At 56.9% G+C, this 19427-nt stretch carries 12 protein-coding genes and 5 pseudogenes; 13 read left to right on the top strand and 4 right to left on the bottom strand.

Features of this window, described 5'->3' with window-relative positions; all coding sequences use genetic code 11:
• Positions 1 to 44: 44 nt before the first annotated feature.
• From OKW35_RS10855 to OKW35_RS10845, 3 genes and pseudogenes are all read right to left on the bottom strand, one after another.
• Positions 45 to 796: pseudogene (locus tag OKW35_RS10855) on the bottom strand (transporter substrate-binding domain-containing protein).
• Positions 797 to 937: 141 nt separating this feature from the next.
• Entirely contained in the window at positions 938 to 1873 is a 936-nt protein-coding gene (locus OKW35_RS10850; protein ID WP_429551933.1) for an NAD/NADP octopine/nopaline dehydrogenase family protein, read from the bottom strand.
• A gap of 118 nt (positions 1874 to 1991) precedes the next feature.
• Positions 1992 to 3559 (bottom strand): IS3 family transposase gene (locus OKW35_RS10845; RefSeq protein WP_429551679.1). Its coding sequence is split into 2 segments (ribosomal slippage): positions 1992 to 3121 and positions 3121 to 3559, totalling 1569 coding nucleotides; the frame shifts between segments, so codons are not numbered across the junction.
• Positions 3560 to 4844: 1285 nt separating this feature from the next.
• Between OKW35_RS10845 and OKW35_RS10840 the strand changes: the two genes are divergently transcribed.
• The 8 genes and pseudogenes from OKW35_RS10840 to OKW35_RS10805 all read left to right on the top strand — a co-directional run bounded on the left by OKW35_RS10840 (position 4845) and on the right by OKW35_RS10805 (position 13886).
• Positions 4845 to 6293 (top strand): MmgE/PrpD family protein, encoded by a 1449-nt coding sequence (locus OKW35_RS10840; RefSeq protein ID WP_429551932.1) that lies wholly within the window; start codon positions 4845 to 4847, stop codon positions 6291 to 6293.
• A 194-nt stretch (positions 6294 to 6487) separates the two neighbouring features.
• Positions 6488 to 6623: pseudogene (locus OKW35_RS10835) on the top strand (transposase domain-containing protein); the annotation flags it as partial.
• Between the two features lie 743 nt (positions 6624 to 7366).
• Positions 7367 to 8140: an ABC transporter ATP-binding protein gene (locus tag OKW35_RS10830; RefSeq protein ID WP_429552137.1), complete on the top strand. Its 774-nt coding sequence runs from the start codon at positions 7367 to 7369 to the stop codon at positions 8138 to 8140.
• A gap of 74 nt (positions 8141 to 8214) precedes the next feature.
• Positions 8215 to 9066: a transporter substrate-binding domain-containing protein gene (locus tag OKW35_RS10825; protein ID WP_429551931.1), complete on the top strand. Its 852-nt coding sequence runs from the start codon at positions 8215 to 8217 to the stop codon at positions 9064 to 9066.
• Between the two features lie 49 nt (positions 9067 to 9115).
• A complete protein-coding gene (locus tag OKW35_RS10820; RefSeq protein ID WP_429551930.1) occupies positions 9116 to 9832 on the top strand; it encodes an ABC transporter permease in 717 nt (238 codons plus the stop codon).
• Positions 9832 to 10557: an ABC transporter permease gene (locus OKW35_RS10815; protein WP_429551929.1), complete on the top strand. Its 726-nt coding sequence runs from the start codon at positions 9832 to 9834 to the stop codon at positions 10555 to 10557. The genes OKW35_RS10820 and OKW35_RS10815 overlap by 1 nt, the downstream gene beginning before the upstream one ends.
• A 309-nt stretch (positions 10558 to 10866) precedes the next feature.
• Entirely contained in the window at positions 10867 to 12237 is a 1371-nt protein-coding gene (locus OKW35_RS10810; RefSeq protein ID WP_429551928.1) for an MmgE/PrpD family protein, read from the top strand.
• 716 nt (positions 12238 to 12953) lie between these two features.
• A complete protein-coding gene (locus OKW35_RS10805; RefSeq protein WP_429551927.1) occupies positions 12954 to 13886 on the top strand; it encodes a LysR substrate-binding domain-containing protein in 933 nt (310 codons plus the stop codon).
• A gap of 439 nt (positions 13887 to 14325) precedes the next feature.
• Here the strand turns inward: OKW35_RS10805 and OKW35_RS10800 are convergent.
• Positions 14326 to 14487 (bottom strand): annotated as a pseudogene (locus OKW35_RS10800) (IS66 family transposase); the annotation flags it as partial.
• A gap of 560 nt (positions 14488 to 15047) precedes the next feature.
• On the opposite strand from OKW35_RS10800, the gene OKW35_RS10795 reads away from it, so the two are divergent.
• From OKW35_RS10795 to OKW35_RS10775, 5 genes and pseudogenes are all read left to right on the top strand, one after another.
• Positions 15048 to 16190 (top strand): NAD(P)/FAD-dependent oxidoreductase, encoded by a 1143-nt coding sequence (locus tag OKW35_RS10795; RefSeq protein WP_429551926.1) that lies wholly within the window; start codon positions 15048 to 15050, stop codon positions 16188 to 16190.
• A complete protein-coding gene (locus tag OKW35_RS10790; RefSeq protein WP_429551925.1) occupies positions 16093 to 16527 on the top strand; it encodes a (2Fe-2S)-binding protein in 435 nt (144 codons plus the stop codon). Before OKW35_RS10795 ends, OKW35_RS10790 begins: the two co-directional genes overlap by 98 nt.
• The gene (locus OKW35_RS10785) at positions 16527 to 17948 is read left to right on the top strand and encodes an FAD-dependent oxidoreductase (protein WP_429551924.1); all 1422 of its coding nucleotides are present in this window, start codon (positions 16527 to 16529) and stop codon (positions 17946 to 17948) included. Before OKW35_RS10790 ends, OKW35_RS10785 begins: the two co-directional genes overlap by 1 nt.
• A gap of 115 nt (positions 17949 to 18063) precedes the next feature.
• A pseudogene (locus OKW35_RS10780) lies at positions 18064 to 19237 on the top strand (dihydrolipoyl dehydrogenase family protein); the annotation flags it as partial.
• Positions 19216 to 19335: pseudogene (locus OKW35_RS10775) on the top strand (IS110 family transposase); the annotation flags it as partial. The pseudogenes OKW35_RS10780 and OKW35_RS10775, both read left to right, overlap by 22 nt.
• Positions 19336 to 19427 lie beyond the last annotated feature (92 nt).

Below are 19427 nucleotides of genomic sequence, written 5' to 3'. Positions count from 1 at the left end.
CTGGGTCGGGCACGCGGTCTGTTTTGCTGGGCAGTTGACGTCGATTAACCGCCGTAAATATCGAACGTGAAGTGCTTCTTCGCAATTCGGTCATACGTCCCGTCCTTGCGGAGACTGTCGACCGCACCGTTGATTGCTTCGAGCAGGGCTCTGTCACCCTTTCTCACACCGATGCTGACGTCGGGACCGAAGATGGCGGTGTCGTGGATGGCCGGACCTCGCGCGAAACCGAAATCACGACCCTGCGCAGTATTCAGGAATCCCGACTCAGCCGTCGGCCCCGAAACCAGTGCCGCATCGAGCTGCCCACCCGCGAGGTCATTCCACACCTGGTCTTGCGAAGGGTAGGGCACATGTCAACTCCATTCGTCCAATGCTTCCGTGCATAGGCTTCCTGTGTGCTTCCCTGCAAGACTCCGATATGCTTTTTGTTGAGCGATTCGGGCATTGCCACCAGAGCCGAGCCACCCCTTACAACCGGCGCTTCGAAGTTGGCGTATATCTTGTGGCTGAAATCGATTGCCTTCGCGCGCTTCCCGGTCTGGGACATTGACGAATTGATCGCGTCGAACTTGCGGGCCTGCAACGCGGGAATCATGCCGTCGAACGAGTTTTCAACCCAGACGCACTTCACCTTGAGCTTCGCGCAAATTGCATTACCCAGATCGATGTCAAATCCAACGAGCTCGCCACTCGGGGTTTTCGACTCAAATGGCCGGTAAGCGCTGTCCACTCCGAACTTAAGTTCCTTTCCATCGTACGCGAATGCCGCAAATGGAATGGACGTTGCGCACAGGCGACCAGCAGCGTTTTAATCTTCATTTTGGTTTCTCATAAACTCCAAGTCTGGATTTTCGGCATAGTACTTCTGCTTTTATAGCGTCGGTGGCGTCGGACTCGGACGCCCCTCGAGCGCAGCGCCGGATGTAAATCGCATCTAGGTTGGAACGGCATAGCCGTCGACTACAAGCCTCTTGAGGGTGTCGATTTGAAGCAGTCCAATCTCGGGAAGAATGTCGTTGTCCGCCACAAAGTCCCGACCGTAACAAGCGCCGAGAATTGCCACGCCGCCCTCGTGCAAGGGCGCTCTCACCCCAGCCAGTTCGGCGAGTCGAAGCGTCGGTACCAACCCGAACGGCACGTCTTCGAGCACGTAGCGTGTGGCGATGTCTCTCGGGCCGGGCGGATCACTCCCTTGCCGGACAAGTTGCTCCGATATTGCCGAAAGTGAGTCACCAACCACGCCAAAAGACAGCCTGCAATGATCAAAGGTCGTTCTCACTGACTTTCCGAACGCTGCTGCAATGGTAAGTCTCTCCTGGTCTAGAGCCTCAAGGAGCCTCCCGACTGTTGGTGTCAGATTGGAGTTTTGGCTCCAGCTTTCGCCCTTCTCAATGCGGGTCAAGTTGGCAAGCGCAATACCCATGTGATCTTGCGGATTAATGTTGCTGAGCGTCAGCGTCAGCATGTCGTCCTTCAGTGCGAACCGGTCTCCGAAGAGTGAAACGCAAGTGCTATGAATCCAGTGGCTGTGGCGGGTTGGAAATGCGGCCATGTCGACCTTGGCGCGGATCGTGCCTATCGTGATAGCTCTGGCAGACTGAGTTTTGCACGTTAGCACCGTGGTGCTCCACGCTGCTATGGGGATGACGAGCCCCCGCGCAGCAAGGCGCTGGGAAATGTAGAGAGCGGCAAATGAAAGATGAGCGCTGATGATTACGCTATGGTGTGCGCGGATATAAGGGATGATGCTGTCGAGGACGAATCGGTATCCGTAGGCCGGCAATGCCAAAATAATGACGTCGGCGTCGCCAACATCTTCCGCTTTCCCGCAGACTTCTAAGTAGAAGTGCCCCTCGACCGCTCCCTTCACGTGAAGGGGGAGTCCAGTAACGAAGTCTGCAGTCCGGGCTCCCGATGGAGACCAAACTTTCGGTTTATGTCCATTCCGTATGAGATACCGGCGCGCGTCAAGCAAGTTGTCGCCTCACTCATGCAGCCAGAGGCTGTTTATTTGCGCTGATCGACGCCATCTCGACGACTGAGTCGCGTTCGGGGTTAAGCGTCACGGCACCAACCGGTGTCCAGTTGCGCGTGTGGCGCGACCAGCGGGCCGGATTGCGCTCGCGGGCCCTCTCGTACAGTGCATGCCGAGCGGCGAGAAGCGCACGATCGTCACCGGCGTGACGCTGCGCAGGCGTCACGTAGCGGATGCCACTATGACGATGCTCGAAGTTGTACCACTGCACGAAGCCGGCAGCCCAGGTGCGAGCAGCGTTCAGGTCCTCGAAGCCTGTGACCGGAAACTCCGGCCGGTACTTCGCGGTTCGGAACAGCGCCTCGGCATAGGCGTTGTCGTCGCTGACCCGGGGGCGCGAGTACGACGGCTTGATGCCCAGCCAGTGCAGCATCGCCAGCACGGTAGTGGCCTTCAGCGTCGCCCCGTTATCGCCGTGCAGCACCGGCCGGGCCTCAAGGGCGGCAATGCCTTCGGAGAGCGCCGTACGACGTACGAGATGAGCAGCGTGTTCGGCCGCGTCGCTGTCGTGCACCTCCCAGCCGACAATCTTGCGGCTGTACAGGTCCAGAATCAGGTACAGGTGGAACCATCGCCCTGTGACCGTTGCCGGCAAATAGGTCATGTCCCAGCACCACACCTGGCGCGGCGCGGTTGCAACGTGCGTGGTCGGCGGCCGGCCGCTCGAAGGAGTTCTGGCACGGCCACGGCGCCTCATCTGCCCATGCTCGCGCAGCACGCGCGCAAAGGTCGATTCGCTGGCGATGTACACGCCTTCGTCAGCCAGCATCGGCACGATGCGCGCCGGTGGCATGTCGGCAAAGCGCGGCTCGCTGGCTACGCGCAGCACGTTTTCCCGCTCCTCCGGGCTCAAGGTGTGCGCGGGCAGCAGGCGCATCGCGCCGGGCCTGGCGTCGCCAGTGACGAGCCCTTGATTGGCCTTCCAGCGCTGCAGGGTACGCACGTCGATCCCGGCCACCTCGCAGGCCAGGCGCAACCGTGCGCCAGCCAGTCTTGCCGAATCGATTTCCCGGGCCAGGAGCTGGCGATCTTCGAGGCCGATCATTCGTCCTCGCCCTTGTCCGTGTTGAAGATCGCCCCGAGTTTTTTTGAAAGAACCAGCAATGCGGCTGCCTCGGCCAGTGCTTTCTCCTTGCGCCGCAGTTCGCGTTCCAGTTCCTTGATGCGACGCTGGTCCTGCTTCGTTTGCTGTGGACTCGCACGGGCCTCTTCGGGCTCGGCCAGCGCCTGCGTGGCCGCTTGCCGCCACTGCGCCAGTTCCTGCGGATACACGCCATGCTCGCGGCACCACGCATTGCGGGCCGTCTCGTCCATCGCTGCCGTGCTCAACACCGCTTCGAAACGCGCGGCCGCTGTCCAGGCCCGCTCGCGAGCGGGCCTGGACAGCGCATCACTGCGCCAGCGCTCCAGCGTCTGCGCGCCCACACCGATCTCTCGCGCAACCTCTTCCACTGATGCGCTCTCCGGCGGCAGCAACCGCGCCACTGCTCTGTCCTTGAATGTCTTTCCGTAACGCGCCAACTTGTTCTCTCTTTATCGCCCCCAGATTCCAATTTTATCCAGGCGACAACCATTGTGACGCGGGGGGATACGCCGCATAACCCAAAGCGATTGCGCCGGCTCCCACGATTGTCACTTGCATGTGCCTTCTACCTTGAAATAGTCCACTGGCCGTGCACGACTAGGCGGTTATGTACTAAATTTCTCAGCCCACGCCCGAACCCATCGCTTTTAAGGAGAGGGCAAACGAAACGTCACCGACTCGTTCTTCGCATATGAGATTGCATCGGTCTGCGAAACTACATTGAGTAGTGGTGGGTCTTGGCGCTTAATGCGATGCTATTGCGTGCGAAAACACTATCGGTTGCAAGACAAGCGTTGGTCCTTGTAAAGCCTTTTATTGGCCGCATCAAACTGCGGCAGCAAAGGCACGTTCCGTCTTATCCAGTGAGAAGAAAAGCTAATGGGGTTCAGAATAGAGAGGCAAAAATCTCGTGTCAAAGTCCGGTTTGATCGTGGATGTATTCTGGGAGGTTATGGGTGCGGAGTTGCCTTCAGGGAAAACGAGCAGCTCAGGCAGTTTACCTCGTACCTTTGCTCCAAGCCATTTGTCTTCAACGTTTCAGCAATGTTTGCAGCTCCGTGATCTCCTGCGCTGGACGTCGAGCTCAGTGCATCATTCGGTACGGTGCGCGTGGATAGGGGCTTCGGTCCCGGACAAAAGCGGATCCCGTCCGTAGTGCGATGTTCTGCGTATGGTCCAGCTCTCTTCCTTTCGCGCCCAGATCCGCCCATTGTGCATCGACATATCCCGTCTCTTTCTGGCGTTTATGCTGAGACGATGTACTCGCCGATAGACCCTGCATTTCGTTAAGTGCTCGGGAGAAAGCAATGCAGCGCTATAACCTTCTGGAATGTTGACGTTTGAAAAGCGGACTTTGATTTTTCGATGAGACGCGCCTAACATGTCTCGTCACTCGAGGGAGCATCGGGAGGGTCGGCTGTAGCATCAGCGCACAATTGTTATTAAGGACGGTCGGGCGTCGCAGATCGGCCTAGCAGTTGCCAGAGGTGGTCGGTTCGGGTTAGTTGCGCAAAGCGGCATTCCGATTTTTCAGGACAAGTACTCGCATGCTTATTGACAAAGCTTCGAGTCCCCTTGGAGACGTTGCGACCCGACCGTCGTATCCGGGGCGACGACCAGGGGCTTCCATCGGATCCCTGGGCGGTCGCACGCGGTGCAATCATTTTGAACATAGATCTGTGCGTTACGCACGTTTAGTCGGTCACATAATTCTCGAACGTCATGAACAATCCTTCGCCTGATGACGAGCTTGCTCTGCAGCAAAGCACGATTCATCGTATTGCATCTTATGTCGTCGAAGCTCGCGGTAAGCGAGTGTCCGGGGTTGCCAGGGAATCTGCGCTAAAACGCATCCTCGACCTCTTATGCGCGGTGGGGGCAGGGGCTAACGAGCCAGGCGTTGTCGCGATTCGCGCGACAGCATGTAAATATCTGGGATCGGGCGATATACCGATGTGGTTCACGGGAACGGGCAGTTCGGCCGTCGGTGCTGCGTGGGCGAATAGCGCGGCCGCGTCGATGCTAGATCTCGACGACGGGCATCGACGCGCGCGCGGGCACCCGGGCGCGGCGGTCATTCCGGTGGCCTTTGCGGTTGCGGCTGAAATGGGAGCCGGGCTGGAAGATTTGATTGCGTCAATCGTCATCGGTTATGAAGTCGGCGTATCGATCGCTGCGGCCCGTACAACATATGGTACGACAGGTACGTGGTCATCCTACGCAGTTGTCGCAACAGCCGGGGCCTTGAGGTGTGCCTCGTGCAGTGTAGTCGAGCATGCGTTGGCTATCGCAGGCGAAAGCGGGCCCAATTCGTTGTTCATGAGCGCGCCACCGCTCTCCTTCCCAACACCGGAGAGCAGCGACATCAAGGAGGGCATACCATGGTCCGTAGTGACCGGGATGCTCGCGCTCGATCTTGCAGAAGGCGGGTTCACAGGTCCCCGGAATATACTTGACAGCGGTCTGCTCTATAGGTTTGCCGACGTATCGCCCCTCGGGGAGTCTCTGCATATCTGCAACGCCTACTACAAGCTCTATTGCTGCTGTCGGCACGTTCACCCGCCCTTGGAAGCCACTCTGAGGCTGATCGAGCAATATCAACTCGACGCGAAGGCGATTGAGGCGATCGACATCGAGACGTACGGCGGGGCGCTGCGCATCGCGAATCAGACCTGCCCGGCTACCCTTGTCGATGTTCAGTACAGCATCCCTTATTGCGTGGCCCTCGCCGCCCTCGCGGGGCGAGAGTCGCTTTTGCCCCTCACGATAGACTGCTTAACTTACGAGGGAGTGAGCGCACTCGCCAACAAGGTTTCGCTAACGGTCGACGCCGAATTTGATAAACAATTCCCTGCCAGAACACTCGCGCGCGTCACAATCGTGTGCGGGGGGCGTCGGTATGTATCGGAGGTTACCGAGCCACGCGGCGAAGCCGGTGACTCCCTCTCCTGGGAAGAACTCAAGGCAAAGTACGTTGCGGCGACGCGGTTTCACGCCACTGGTGCGCAGCAAGAGCAACTGCTCGCCGCGGTTGAAGATCTGCGCTCAAAAGCTGACCTGGAGCCGTTAAAGGCCTGTATGAGTACTTCGTTCGAAAATAGTATTGCGCGTGCCGAATGCCTAAGAAGCTCTAATAATATGATTTCCGGGGGGGATAACTTCAAGGATTGAGGCTAACCGCATCATCGTTTCGGTGATGAAATGCGTGCGAATCGGCGAGGACATCAGGGAGAAGCTCGACTACTCACCGGGTGTATTTACGTTAGAGGGGCATATCGGGGGCAAATGGGTATGCCGCCTCGGCTACAGCCGTGCGAGCTTTTTGCGCTTTAACGCTGGCGGAGACGCGCGTATCGGCCGGTGGCTTACTACGCTCCGCGCAACTCAATAGGCAAGACCCACACGCAATCTCAAGGACATCCTCACGCGCTTGCCCACGAGAGCCAGCGCATCGCCGCATTATTGCCGCACCGCTGGCAGCCGAGGCAAGCCAGCGCCTAACCTCGCCCGTCAAGAGGGGGATCACTGGTCGCTTATGACATTGGCAGTCAAATTGCGGGCGTCATGCCGATCGGCCGAAGGCAAACGAAAACCTTGGAACGGTTCCGACCCTCAAGCGATCGTTAAATTGGATCGAAGAGTAAAAGGGGTTCGATCACGGAAGGTTCTGTCATGTGTTGGCGCCTGGAGACGGCCATTTTCCGAGGCGTGGGGCGGTCTCCTCGGCATCAGAATGCTCGCCTTGCGTATGGAGTGCAAATTGTGCCAAATCAAGAGAGGCCACGCGACCGAAGTCCTGGGCGCAACCTCAACATGCGCTCGTGCGACCCGCAACTGCGCCCGATGTGACGCGAGGGAAGTATAACCCGAAGGAATACTATCGTGTCTCAACTCGACTTTGACACCCAATTTGGGCATACGTATTCTGAAGCTTACCCGCAATCGCTGGGCGCTGAGACGGGGGCATAAATCGAGCGAACGACCGGCCGGTCGCCTTTTTTCGTCCGTCGAGTGTGCCTGGCGCTTCCATCGCGTTCATTGCAGGCCCAATAGCGCAAGGCAGTACAACGTTTAATGAATATCTATAACGATAATCCTTCTCAGGTTGACGTAAATGTCAAACCTGAGACGTTCAGTCATGAGGAGATGAGATGAAGGTGGTCAATGCACTTCGATCGGCGTACCAATCTGCGAGTTACGCCGTGTCAATGACCCCAGAGGCGGGCGGAACCACGATCGGCATGGTGGGCCATAAAACACCGGCCCTGGTGGCCGACGGCATATACAAAAGTTACGGCGTTCAGGAAGTGCTCAAAGGGGTCTCGCTTCAGGCTGAGCGGGGCGACGTGATCTCGTTAATTGGTAGTTCTGGGTCGGGAAAAAGTACGTTTTTGCGATGCATGAATCTCCTTGAGGTTCCTACCAAAGGCCGCATCGCGGTGGGGCAGCGCGAGATCCGCGTGGAAACCGACACAACCGGTCGCGTCGTCGGGATGGATCACAAGAAAATTGACCAGATGCGCACGCAACTCGGTATGGTCTTCCAGGGCTTCAATTTGTGGTCCCACATGACCGTGCTGCAAAATGTGATGGAAGGGCCAGTCCATGTGCTGAAGCTGCCAAAGAACGAAGTGCGCGATAGGGCAATGGATTTCCTTGGGAAAGTTGGCGTTGCGGACAAGCACGCGTGTTACCCATCCGAGTTGTCTGGTGGGCAGCAGCAACGAGTAAGCATCGCGCGTGCGCTCGCGATGCAACCGGCTGCGCTCCTTTTCGACGAGCCGACCTCCGCACTCGATCCCGAATTAGTGGGAGAAGTACTGAAAGTCATCAGGAAGTTGGCGGAAGAGGGGCGCACTATGATAGTCGTTACTCATGAGATGGGTTTTGCTCGCGATGTCTCCAACAAGATGATCTTTCTTGAAAGGGGCCGCATTGAGGAAGAAGGGACACCAGAAGAGGTTTTCAAAAATCCAGCATCGCCGAGATGTCGTGAATTTCTCTCGCGTGTACTTTAACTGACTTCGACAGCGATATTGAAATCCAGAGAATCGTAAAACGAAGAAGATAGGACATAGTCCAGGAGATGTTCATGAAGTTCCTAAAAATCGGCGCGCTTATTGGAATGCTGTCTGCTGCATTGATGCTCTGCGACCCTGTTATGGCCAAGGAGTACAAGAGAATCACGATTGGTACCGAAGCTTCATATGCTCCGTATGCCTTCAAGGACACGAGCGGCAAGATGGTTGGCTTTGAGATCGATGTAGCTAGCGACTTGTGCCGACGGATGGGATTGCAGTGCGAAATCGTCGATCAGGCCTATGACAGCCTAATTCCCTCTCTCTTGTCCGGTCGGTTTGATTCAATTATGGCTGCAATAGGGATCACACCGGCCCGAGAAAAGGTTATCTCATTTTCCAGGCCGTACGTAACCACTCCGATGGTTTTCGTCACCACATCGGCGAGCGATCTAACCGCTTTCAAAATATCGCCATCAAATCTGAATTTGGACAAATTTGATGCTGATGAGGAGTCGGCGATAAAAAAAATCACCTCCGCTCTGAAGGGAAAAACCGTTGGGGTACAGGTGGGCAGCAACTTCGAGACATTCATGAAGAAGTTCATGCCGACCGTGAGAGTTTCGACATATGACACCACGGATAACATGATGCTCGACTTGACGGCGGGGAGAATTGATGCAGGAATGGTTTCCTTCAATTTCCTCAAGCCGTTGATGGACAAGCCCGACGGCAAGGACCTGCGGACATTTGGCCCTAGTATGACGAACGGGCCGTTCGGCAGCCGGGTGGCCGCTGGATTTCGCAAAGATGACGATCAACTACGTGCGATGTTCGACAAGGCGATCGGGGAAGCCATTTCGGATGGCAGCCTGCGCAGACTTGCCATCAAGTGGTTCGGCTTCGACAATTCGCCGAAGGAATAGGTAAGTGAATACGGTCGTTTATGCATAGCCGAACTCAATTTGATGGGGAATGAAAGTGGATATTTCAGTGCTCGCATGGGGAAGCACAGCGTGGGTTGATGAATTTGCGCGTGGCACCCTTATGACCGTTGCCGTCGCGGTGTGTTCATTTCTCGTCGGCATTTTGCTCGGCTCGGTTTTTGCCGCGGCAAAACTCTCTCGCTTCAGCTTGCTGCGTTTTCTAGCTGACGTCTATACGACGGTCGTACGCGGAATTCCCGAGCTGCTGATAATTTTTCTGGTGTTCTTTGGTGGGGGTACGTTGCTCCGGTATGTCGCGAACGCTGTTTTCGGATTCGAAGGTTATATAGAACTGCCCGTGTTCGCAGTCGGTGTGCTCTGCATCGGCATCAGTGCCGGAGCCTATGCGACAGAGGTCATACGGGCGGCGGTCATAGCCATTCCAACAGGACAAATTGAAGCGGCAGTGGCAATGGGAATGGAGCGGGCAGTGCTACTTCGTCGGATTCTTATCCCACAGGCGGCGAGATTTGCCTTGCCCGGTCTGGGGAATGTCTGGCAACTGGCGTTAAAGGATACCTCGCTCATTTCCGTTGTTGGGTTGGTTGAAATCATGCGCACAGCTGCCATCGGCGCTGGATCTTTCAAAGAACCGTTCACGTTTTATCTGGTCGCCTTCGTGATTTTCCTTTTGCTTTCTTCGATTTCTAACCAAGGATTTCTGAGAGCAGAGAAGTGGGCTAACCGCGGCGTAAGGAGTCGGTGATGGATTTTCAGCTGATATATGAGTCGTTGCCCAAGCTTCTTGCGGCGGTTCCTGCGACCGTCGCATTGGCTTCCGTGTCGCTTTTTGTTGGTTTCCTGCTTGCGGTCCCAGTTGCATTGGCTCGGCTTTCGCACAATAGACTTTTGGCTTCTCTCGGTTATGGTTACGTATATGTGGTGCGGTCCACGCCGCTTCTGGTGCAAATGTTTCTGATTTATTATGGATCGGGGCAGTTTAGAATTGTCTTGGAACACCTCGGCCTGTGGGCGCTATTTCGCGATGCGTGGTTTTGTGCGATTTTAGCTCTGTCGCTGAACACTGCGGCCTACACCAGCGAAATCATTCGTGGTGGTGTTCAGTCAGTACCATGGGGACAAATTGAAGCGGCGCGGTCAATCGGCATGTCGAGCGTCCTTTTATTCCGCAGAATTGTCTTCCCGATTGCAATGCGGCAAGCACTCCCAGCTTATGGAAGCGAACTTATGATTATGATCAAGTCAACGTCACTTGCGTCGACAATCACCATAGTCGAAGTGACAGGAGTGGCTAAGCAGATCATCTCTAACAGCTACCGCCCCGTAGAGGTCTTTCTGATAGCCGGCTGCATATATCTCAGCATGAACTTTCTTATCAGCAGAGTTATATTGATGATCGAAAGGCGGATTAGTCCGAAGAAACGCGATCGCCGCACGTTCGGATCTTCTGCAGCAGCGACCATGCATTAAGCATTTCGGCACGGTGTCCGTCGCCCATGAACGCATCAACAGTTCGATGACGTAGAAGTGGCCTGACGGCACGAACCGACATTGTCCCGTTACGGGCAGCTCCATCCGGGTCCACGAGGGTAATTGGCCTTGTGCACAGCTTTTTTCTCATTGCCGACGGCTTGATGTTTGAAGAGTCTCCGGCTGCGTTGACTATGGCGGCCGACAGCAAAACAGGATCGTGAGCGGACATCGCGGTGTTGCGCATTAACGTGCCACTTGCAGCCAACTATCAAGTTCGAAATGTTCAATTGATGTTATCGAGGCACCATGACGAGTAATGTAATCGACGACGAGCGTTATCCCCAAGGCGGGATTGTTCAAAAATTTTCCGCTTATATCGTGGAGGCGCGGGAAAACCGAGCTCCAGAAGAGTCGCTGGAATTTGCGCTCAAATGTATCCTGGATCTGCTCAGTGCTGTTGGCGCTGGAGTTGGGCAGGCGGGGGCCCTTGCGATCCGAAAGACGGCTCACGAAACGCGACCTCCTGGCGACATTCCTATTTGGTTCACGGGAGAGACCAGTTCCGTCATTGGAGCTGCTTGGGCAAACAGTGCCGCTGGTTCTGCGCTAGACCTCGACGATGACACGCCGGCATCTCGTGGCCATCCTGGAGCTGCTGTCATTCCAACAGCCATTGCCGTTGCCAAAGAGACGAAAGCTACCTTGGGAGAGCTATTAAACGCGATTGTCATCGGTTATGAAGTTGGTACAGCGATTAGCGCTGCGCGCGCCTACGGGAGTAGTGGTACGTGGGCTCCTTATGCGGTCGTCGCAACGGCTGCGGCGCTTCGCCGGTCCTCCCGCGAGGTGATTGAACACGCTTTGGCGATTGCTGGGGAAAGTGCACCCAATCAGTCGTTGGCGAGCGCTCCCGCTCCCCGAAAACCGCATCCCGAGCCAAACCATGTCAAGGAGGGCATCACGTGGGCTGTCGTGACCGGCTTGGAGTCGCTTGCATCAGCGCAGAACGGATTTCACGGTGCCCGCAATATCTTGGACGCAACGCGTTACTACAATTTTCCGAACGATCTAGACCTCGGTTCCTACCAGTACATTCGCACGACGGGCTTTAAGCCATATTGCTGTTGCAGGCATCTACACGGCGCGCTTGATGCATTAATCGAGCTGATCAAAGAACATCGGTTAGTGGGTCGAAATATCGACAGGATTGAGGTCGAAACATACGGGCCGGCCTTACGTATTTCGAACTGGAAAGAACCCCGAGATATAATGGATGTTCAGTATAGTCATCCCTACTGTCTCGCGTTGGTCGCGCACTACGGTCACGAGGCTCTGTTGCCACTGACTGGCGATGTCCTAAACAATCCCTCTGTCACTGCGCTTTCACACAAGGTGGAACTTTCGCTAAGTCCGGAACTGGACAAGATTTATGCGGAAAGCGGCATGCTGCCGGCCCGTGTCACGGTCACATGCGGGGATCAGCGCTTTGTTTCGCCTGTAACCTTCCCGAAGGATAACGGTCTTCCGTGGGACAAACTTGAGGATAAGTTTCGACAGGCCACTCGTTTCGTTGCCACTCCCGAGCAGCAGAACATTGTGGGCAGGGCCATTTCGGACGCCAGACGAGGCGACATGCGTGGTTTGACGGAAAGCTTGTCGGAGATCCAGTTCGTTTAAGAACGGTAGTTGTGTAGCCCGCGTAGTTCGGAAAATCACGGGTCATCGATGTGAGGAAAGGAATAAATAGTCTCAGCTTGTGGAGGATCGTCCGCAAGCGGTGGCTACTGTTACCGTTGCATACAGCGAGGGAGTTGCATTGTCCAACATAGCCGTGGGCCCTGTCGCTGAGGCTTGCCTGCGTACGGATGGTCAGCGCGAAGGCGCAGGGTAATTCCGCGCCAGGCGCCGCTGATGCCCGCCCGAACCGGATGTCGGATATCCGTGCCTTCGGCTGCGAAACCTTGTATCCCCGGTCGCGCTTTACCCGGCATCTAAAGAGCTGAAGATGGGTCGCATATGGAAGTGACTGCGAGCAAGGACGCTCAAGGATTCCGGGGGAACGCTGCGACCGTTAGAGCAAGCATTCTTCACAGCTTCAAAAGGGACGGATCCGGGCTTTAATCGATGCTACCGTTGGGCGTGTCCTTTCAGAGAATGTTTCGCGCCCGATGCCATGAGCGCGAGCCCTCTAGACCTCTTGCAAAGCGGCCGATGCAACTTCGACTTTGTTGGAGAGGGTCGGCCCCATAATCCTCGAGTATATGGGTGAAAACTGGCGTTTTCCAAGCTGCGACGTCGTGTACAGTGACGACGTGGGCGCAACGGCGAGTGCCAGTACGCCGTTTCGCCAGCGACCTACTAAAGTAGGAATGAGATTTTAAAAGCGGCGGCATATGAAAAGACAACTTCAACTACGGCAGATAGAGGCATTTAAAGCTCTCATCGAGCAAGGCACGGTGAGTCGAGCAGCCGAGGTTCTTCACGTGACCCAACCTGCCGTGAGCAAACTGCTAGTCCACCTTGAGGAGGAGACAGGTCTTCAATTGTTCGAACGAGTCAAAGGCCGACTTACTGCGACGGCGCAAGGCATGCGCTTGTATGGTGAGGTCGATCGAGTGTTTGCGGGCCTGAGACAAATTGAAGAGGCGATCGCCATCATCCAGCGGAAGGAAATGAGTCACTTTGCTATCGGAGTGCTTCCGGAATTATCTGGATCATTCATCAGGCGAGCGACGATGATGTTCCTCTCTCGGTGTCCAGACGTTCGTCCGACGATCCATATGCGAGCGTCCAACATTGTGTCGGATCGCGTCGCCACGCGTCAGATGGATGTTGGATTCACAACGAGCTTGATGAGCAGCCCAAATTCGGTGGTGACTCCTATTATGGAGAGCCCGTTAGTTTGCATCATGCCGAAAGGGCACCCCCTGAGCAGACGCGAATTCGTCAGCCCAGAGCACGTCGAGGGAATCCCTTTCATCGGATATGCGGCTGATAACCGGACGACCAATGCTTTCAATGACGCTATCCGCGCTTACGGGGTCGATCTCAACGTCGTATTAGAAAGCGAGACTACGCCGACTCTGTGTGAATTCGTCTCGGCCGGACTCGGGATTTCATTGGTACACCCCCTATCTGTCATCGACATGCAAGGTCGTTTAGATATCAGGCGATTCAAGCCCGATATTCCTGAGTATTTTCATTTCTGTCATGCGAGGTCGGCAAAAAACATCGAGCTTGTGCAGGAGTATGAACGATGCGCCAAAAAGATTGCAGAAGAGGCGTGGGCGGAGATATTTGGCGAGTCGGCCGCAAAGCAATCCTAGCAGAACGCTGAGATGGGTCGTTTTAACGGATCCGCCCTTCGCCGTTTTCGGATCTCTCGCTGCGGTTTTTTTGCATTGGACAATTGCAACGTTCAATGCCCATTCGACTTTCCTTTCAGCGCTCAGGATCGTCTGTTGTCCTCGCCGGAAACTTCCAGTTTAAAGCGAACGGGCCTGATTCCGGGGCGGCTCTAGTTGTCATTTGCCGCTACTATCTGCTGACCTGTGTTTGGGATCGCATGAACACGAGATCGAAGGGGGCTACGTTGAGCGCGAACATCCTGTCTACCTTCTTCAACGTGCACATCGTCGCCTCGCGAATGCCCCCGCGATGCTCCCCCCAACCAAAGCCCTGCTCGATCAAGTTACCCTTTTTTCTGCGAGATGGCGCAACTCAGACTGAGGCGTATTTCTTGACCGCGGCCGAACGCCGCAGCAGATAGCCGTTGGCCGCTGAATCACCGCCACTGAGCAGATAGTCGCGGGGCCCGATTGTAACGCAGCGCAATGCACGTTCGACCGGCAGGTTGTCGAATTTGAGTTGTCTGTCGTCGCAATAAAGCGTGAGCGCTTTCCACCGGTTTAATGCATAGAGGATTGCTCAACTCGTGTCGGATTTTCGCGTCGTCGGCACGTTGGCCCCTTTGTGTTCGAATTGCCGGTCAGCGCACGTCACGCGCTTGTTGACGATAGGCGGTATCAATTCGCGGTCAGCTACGGCCGCGTAACACAGTCCATTGACCGTATCGCCTTGGCAATGTAGTTGTGCATTGGGACCAGTCATGGAGTGTGGCCTCTCGTTGCTGAGCTTCGGGCTTTTGTGAGCGCCCGTGCCGCCGAGGTTGTTGTCATGATGGAAGCCGTCGTCGCACTCTATTCTCGTACGCCATGGGCACGCATGGTTTAGCGTGTCGTCGACGCTGGTTTGTTTGCCTGAGAGTCGGCCCGTGCCCTCAGCGATGGCTACCACCTCGCTGGAGAATCCGATGAGCGGGTGTTGCTCGATAAATCGCTCGCGGCTTTTCGTGGGGATCTGTCGCCTATTGGGGTGCGCGCGTTTGACCATAACCACCGGGAATACCTCGTACTTCAAATTCGACTTTGACGCCTTGCTGTGACGATCATAGAGTTAACCAAATCATTCAGGAAAAAGAGGCGGGCTTGATACGCGAAAACCATGACGTCGTCATAGTTGGCGGCGGTGTTGTCGGCTGCGCATTGGCGCATGGGATGCTGGGGCGAGGCAAGCGTGCGCTTGTGCTCGACGGGGGTGATTGCGACCCGCGCGCGTCGAAAGCGAATTTCGGTCTTGTCGGCGCATACGGGAAGGGATATGGCGCGCCCCGCTACCAGCAGCTGTCACGCGAGAGCGTCGCACTTTGGTCCGTTTTCGCAACAGCGCTGTACGATGAAACTGGCATTGATGTCGAGTATGAAAACGATGGCTGCTTGCGCTTTTGCCTAAGCGAAGCGGATTTTGAAGAGGAAGCCGAATTCCTCGCGAGTTGGAATGCGCAAAGCCCGAAAATCGACCCGTGTTCGCGCATGATCGATCGTTCTGTATTAGAAAAGCTGCTGCCTGGGACACGGCTCGGGCGAGAAGTGGTGGGGGCTGGAATTGGCGTTGGCGATGGCCATTGCAATCCGCTTAAGCTGTTGCGGGCACTGCAGCAAGCCGTTGTGTTACGCGGCGGCACTCTAGCTGGCAATCACACGGTGTCGAAGATTGAGCCATGCCATGACGGTAGTTTTCGTGCTCATGTGCAAACCCCGACAGGTCCGCGTTGTTTCGAAACGGGACAGTTGATCATCGCGGCCGGGCTTGGTTCCACAGCACTGGGGGCAATGGTGGCGCTCGACGTGCCGTTGCGTCCCCAGCGTGGCCAGTTGCTGGTAACTGAACGGCTCGACCCAATTCTGCGCCTCCCCGCTAGCGGCATTCGCCAGACTCGCGACGGTACAGTAATGATAGGCGTAAGTCATGAGGAAGTCGGTATGGATCTCGGTACTACTACCTTCACCGCTGCCAGGATGACAAAGCGCGCCCTACGGATTTTGCCGGACCTTGCTATGGCTCGCCTTGTTAGGCATTGGGCATGTCTGCGCATCATCACCCCGGACGAGCATCCTGTGTACGCACAATCTTCAACGTATCCTGGTGCTTGGATCGCGCTCTGTCATTCCGGCATCACCCTCGCGGCGGTTCATGCTGGACCAGTTGCGGATGCTCTCGCGCGCAACGTACTGCCAGAAAACTTCGAGTTCTTCCATCATAGGCGCTTTGATGTTTCGCAAGTTATCTAGTCCCGCCGAGGACGCCGTGGTCACGGTATCGATCGATGGCAGGCGTGTGAACGCCGAGCGTGGCGAATCCGTGGCGGCAGTCCTCGTGCGCGAGGACAACCCCGTCGCTCGCACCACGCCGCGAAGCGGCAGTCCACGCGGACCTTTTTGCATGATGGGTGTGTGCTTCGAATGCCTTGCTGTCGTCGATGGTGTAGCGTCCACGCAGACCTGTCTGACGATCGTGCGCGACGGGATGCGCATCCAACGCCAACACGGTCGCCGCAATCTCAGTGAGGCGGTCGCTGAGCCAGACGACGGTAGTGGCGATCTTCCTGGTGGCGAGGTGCATTTGTGATGCGAAGGTTCGATATTCTGATTGTAGGTGCAGGACCTGCCGGCATGAGTGCCGCAATACGTTCTGCTCGTCTTGGAATGACCACGATCCTCGTGGACGAACAGCCTGCACCGGGCGGTCAGATATGGCGCGCCGTCGAAGAAAACGTCCGGCGAGGTGTTCATCAAGGGTTAGGCGCTGCGTACAGCGCAGGCGCGGCGGTGGTACAAAACTTTCGCGAATGCGGTGCGCACTACCTGCCGGAGACGCGTGTATGGCAGATCGAGCGAGCGTCTGGCCTAGGAAAACCGGCCGGTTCCAGGGAGTGGATTGTCTTTTTGAGCCGCGCGGATGGCGCTGAAAGTATTCGCGCTCGCCATGTGTTGCTAGCGACGGGCGCACAGGAACGGCCCATGCCTTTCCCAGGTTGGACGCTTCCTGGTGTTATGACAGTCGGCGCCGCGCAGATTCTGCATAAAAACGCTCACCAGATACCCGATCAACCCGTCTGGATAGCCGGTAGTGGTCCATTGCCACTGCTCTACATGACGCAGCTGCTCGACGCCGGCGGTAGGATTGCAGGTTGGCTTGACACGACTCCCCGCGGCGCCCTCCGTCGGGGCATTCCGACTCTACGTGGCGCAGTTGACGGCTGGCATGATCTCCTTAAAGGGCTACTGTGGTCGGCAAGACTGCGCGGGAAGGGATTCCCCATTGTTCGAAACGTCAGTAGCCTTCGCGCTTTCGGTATCGGCCGTCTTGAACAGATTGTCTATCGCACCGAGAATGGGCTGTCGGGCGATGTGGCTGCCGACATTCTTCTGGTTCATGAAGGCGTCGTGCCGTCTATCCACTTCACTCAGGCGATGGGATGCAGCCATCGATGGAACGAAGCACAACTTTGCTTTGAGCCCGAAGTCGATACGTGGGGTGAAACCAGCATGACTGGTCTCTTTGTCGCAGGCGACGGCGCTGGAATCGGCGGCGCAAAAGCTGCGTGCACACGTGGTGAACTTGCTGCTATCGGCGTCGCGCTTTCCTCGGGCGCACTCTCAGCCGGGCGCGCAAGCGAGCTTGCAGCGCCGCTGCGTCGGCGGCTCGCACATGAGCTGGCGATGCGGCCTCTGCTTGATTCGATCTATCGGCCGCGTACGGAGATTTTCACGCCGCCCGATGAGACCATTGTCTGTCGCTGTGAAGAGGTAACGGCTGGCGATGTGCGGCTGGCCGCGGAACTCGGCCAGCCGGGGCCGAACCAGCTAAAGGCGTTCACGCGCGCGGGCATGGGCCCGTGTCAGGGCCGTCAATGCGGCTATACCATTGCTAATTTGCTTGCGTCTGCGCAATGTCGCTCTGTTGCTGAGGTTGGTTTCCAACGCGTGCGGCCCCCACTAAAGCCGATAACGCTCGCGGAGCTCAGTGCACTTGAAGAGTCGTCATGAGGGCGTGCAGGCATGCCTCGGAGCTCACGACATGGCAGTATGGTGCAGACGTTTCAGGTCCCGGAAAGGTGGAGCATGTCGCGAGACTAATCGGATTTCCCCTTTCTGAGAAGCCTATTCGGCCGCATTCTGCGCCGCCGATCCCGGCATGAAGATAGCGCTCGGCGAACGGTATTCGGCGTTGGGCTGCGTGTGCCTGAACGTTGTTTGTATTCTGTCGAAGGCGTCGCTGCACACGGCGCTCGTCGTCGAGGAAGCGGAAGCGCTCGCGTCGCACGGCATCTCGTTTCGCAAGCTCGAGATCAATCTCTACAAGCTGGGCGACTTCAAGTCCGGCGTCGTCAGGAAGCTGAAGCCGGGCCTCGCCGGCAGGCGAAGGCGCGCAAGGTCGAAGTCGTGACGGGCGTCGGTGCGTTCGTCGATCCACATCACATGGAAGTGCAGGGCGAAGGCGGCAAGAAAGTCGTCCGCTTCGAGCAGGCGATCATCGCGGCCGGCCCGCCGCAGTCGGTGAAGCTGCCGTTCCTGCCGGAAGACCCGCGCATCGTCGATTCGACCGGGGCGCTCGAGCTGCGCCAACAGCCGAAGCAGATGCTCGTGATCGGCGGCATCATCGGCCTCGAAATGGCCACCGTCTATACGGCGCTCGGCGCCGAGATCGACGTGGTCGAAATGCACTCGACGGCCTGATGGCCGGCGCGGATCGCGATCTGGTCAAGGTATGGGAGAAGTACAATAGCAAGCGTTTCGCTAACGTCATGCTGAAGACGAAGACCACCGCGGCGGAAGGGAAGGACGACGGCATCTATGTGTCGTCCGAAGGCGAGAAAGCTCCGGCCGAAGCGCAACGCTATGACCTCGTACTGGTCGCAGTCGGCCGTTCGCCGAACGGCAAGAAGATCGGCGCGGACAAGGCCGGCGTTGCGGTGACGGATTGCGGTTTCATCGACGTGGACAAGCAGATGCGCACCAACGTGCCGCACATCTTCGTGATCGGCGATATCGTCGGTCAGCCAGTGCTCGCGCACAAAGCCGTGCATGAAGCTCACGTCGCAGCCGAAGTTGCACACGGCGAAAAGGCGTACTTCGATGGGCTGCAGATTCCGTCGGTGGCTTATACCGATCGGGAAGTGGCATGGGCCGGCAAGACGGAAGCCCAGTGCACGGCCGAAGGCATCAAGTACGGCAAGGCCGTGTTCCCGTGGGTCGCGTCGGGTCGTGCGATCGCGAACGGCCGCGACGAAGGCTTCACGAAGCTGATCTTCGACGAGGAAAGCAGAAGAACATTGCGGTGATCGCGGTCGCTCGCGAACTCAGCGGCGTTATCTCGGACATCAGTCGGCTCGCCATGTCGCTCGCCATACGGTCCGAGGTGCGCATGGCGTGACGCAACACCTGAATCAACCTCAACACCCGAACTGGAGTCCTGAAGGCGGCGTAGCCCGGCACCCGAGTAACCCGCGAGACGGTTACGCAACG

This window comes from Paraburkholderia sp. MM5477-R1, assembly GCF_050436385.1.
GTDB lineage: Bacteria > Pseudomonadota > Gammaproteobacteria > Burkholderiales > Burkholderiaceae > Paraburkholderia > Paraburkholderia tuberum.
This window is presented reverse-complemented; position numbering and strand designations above follow the sequence as displayed.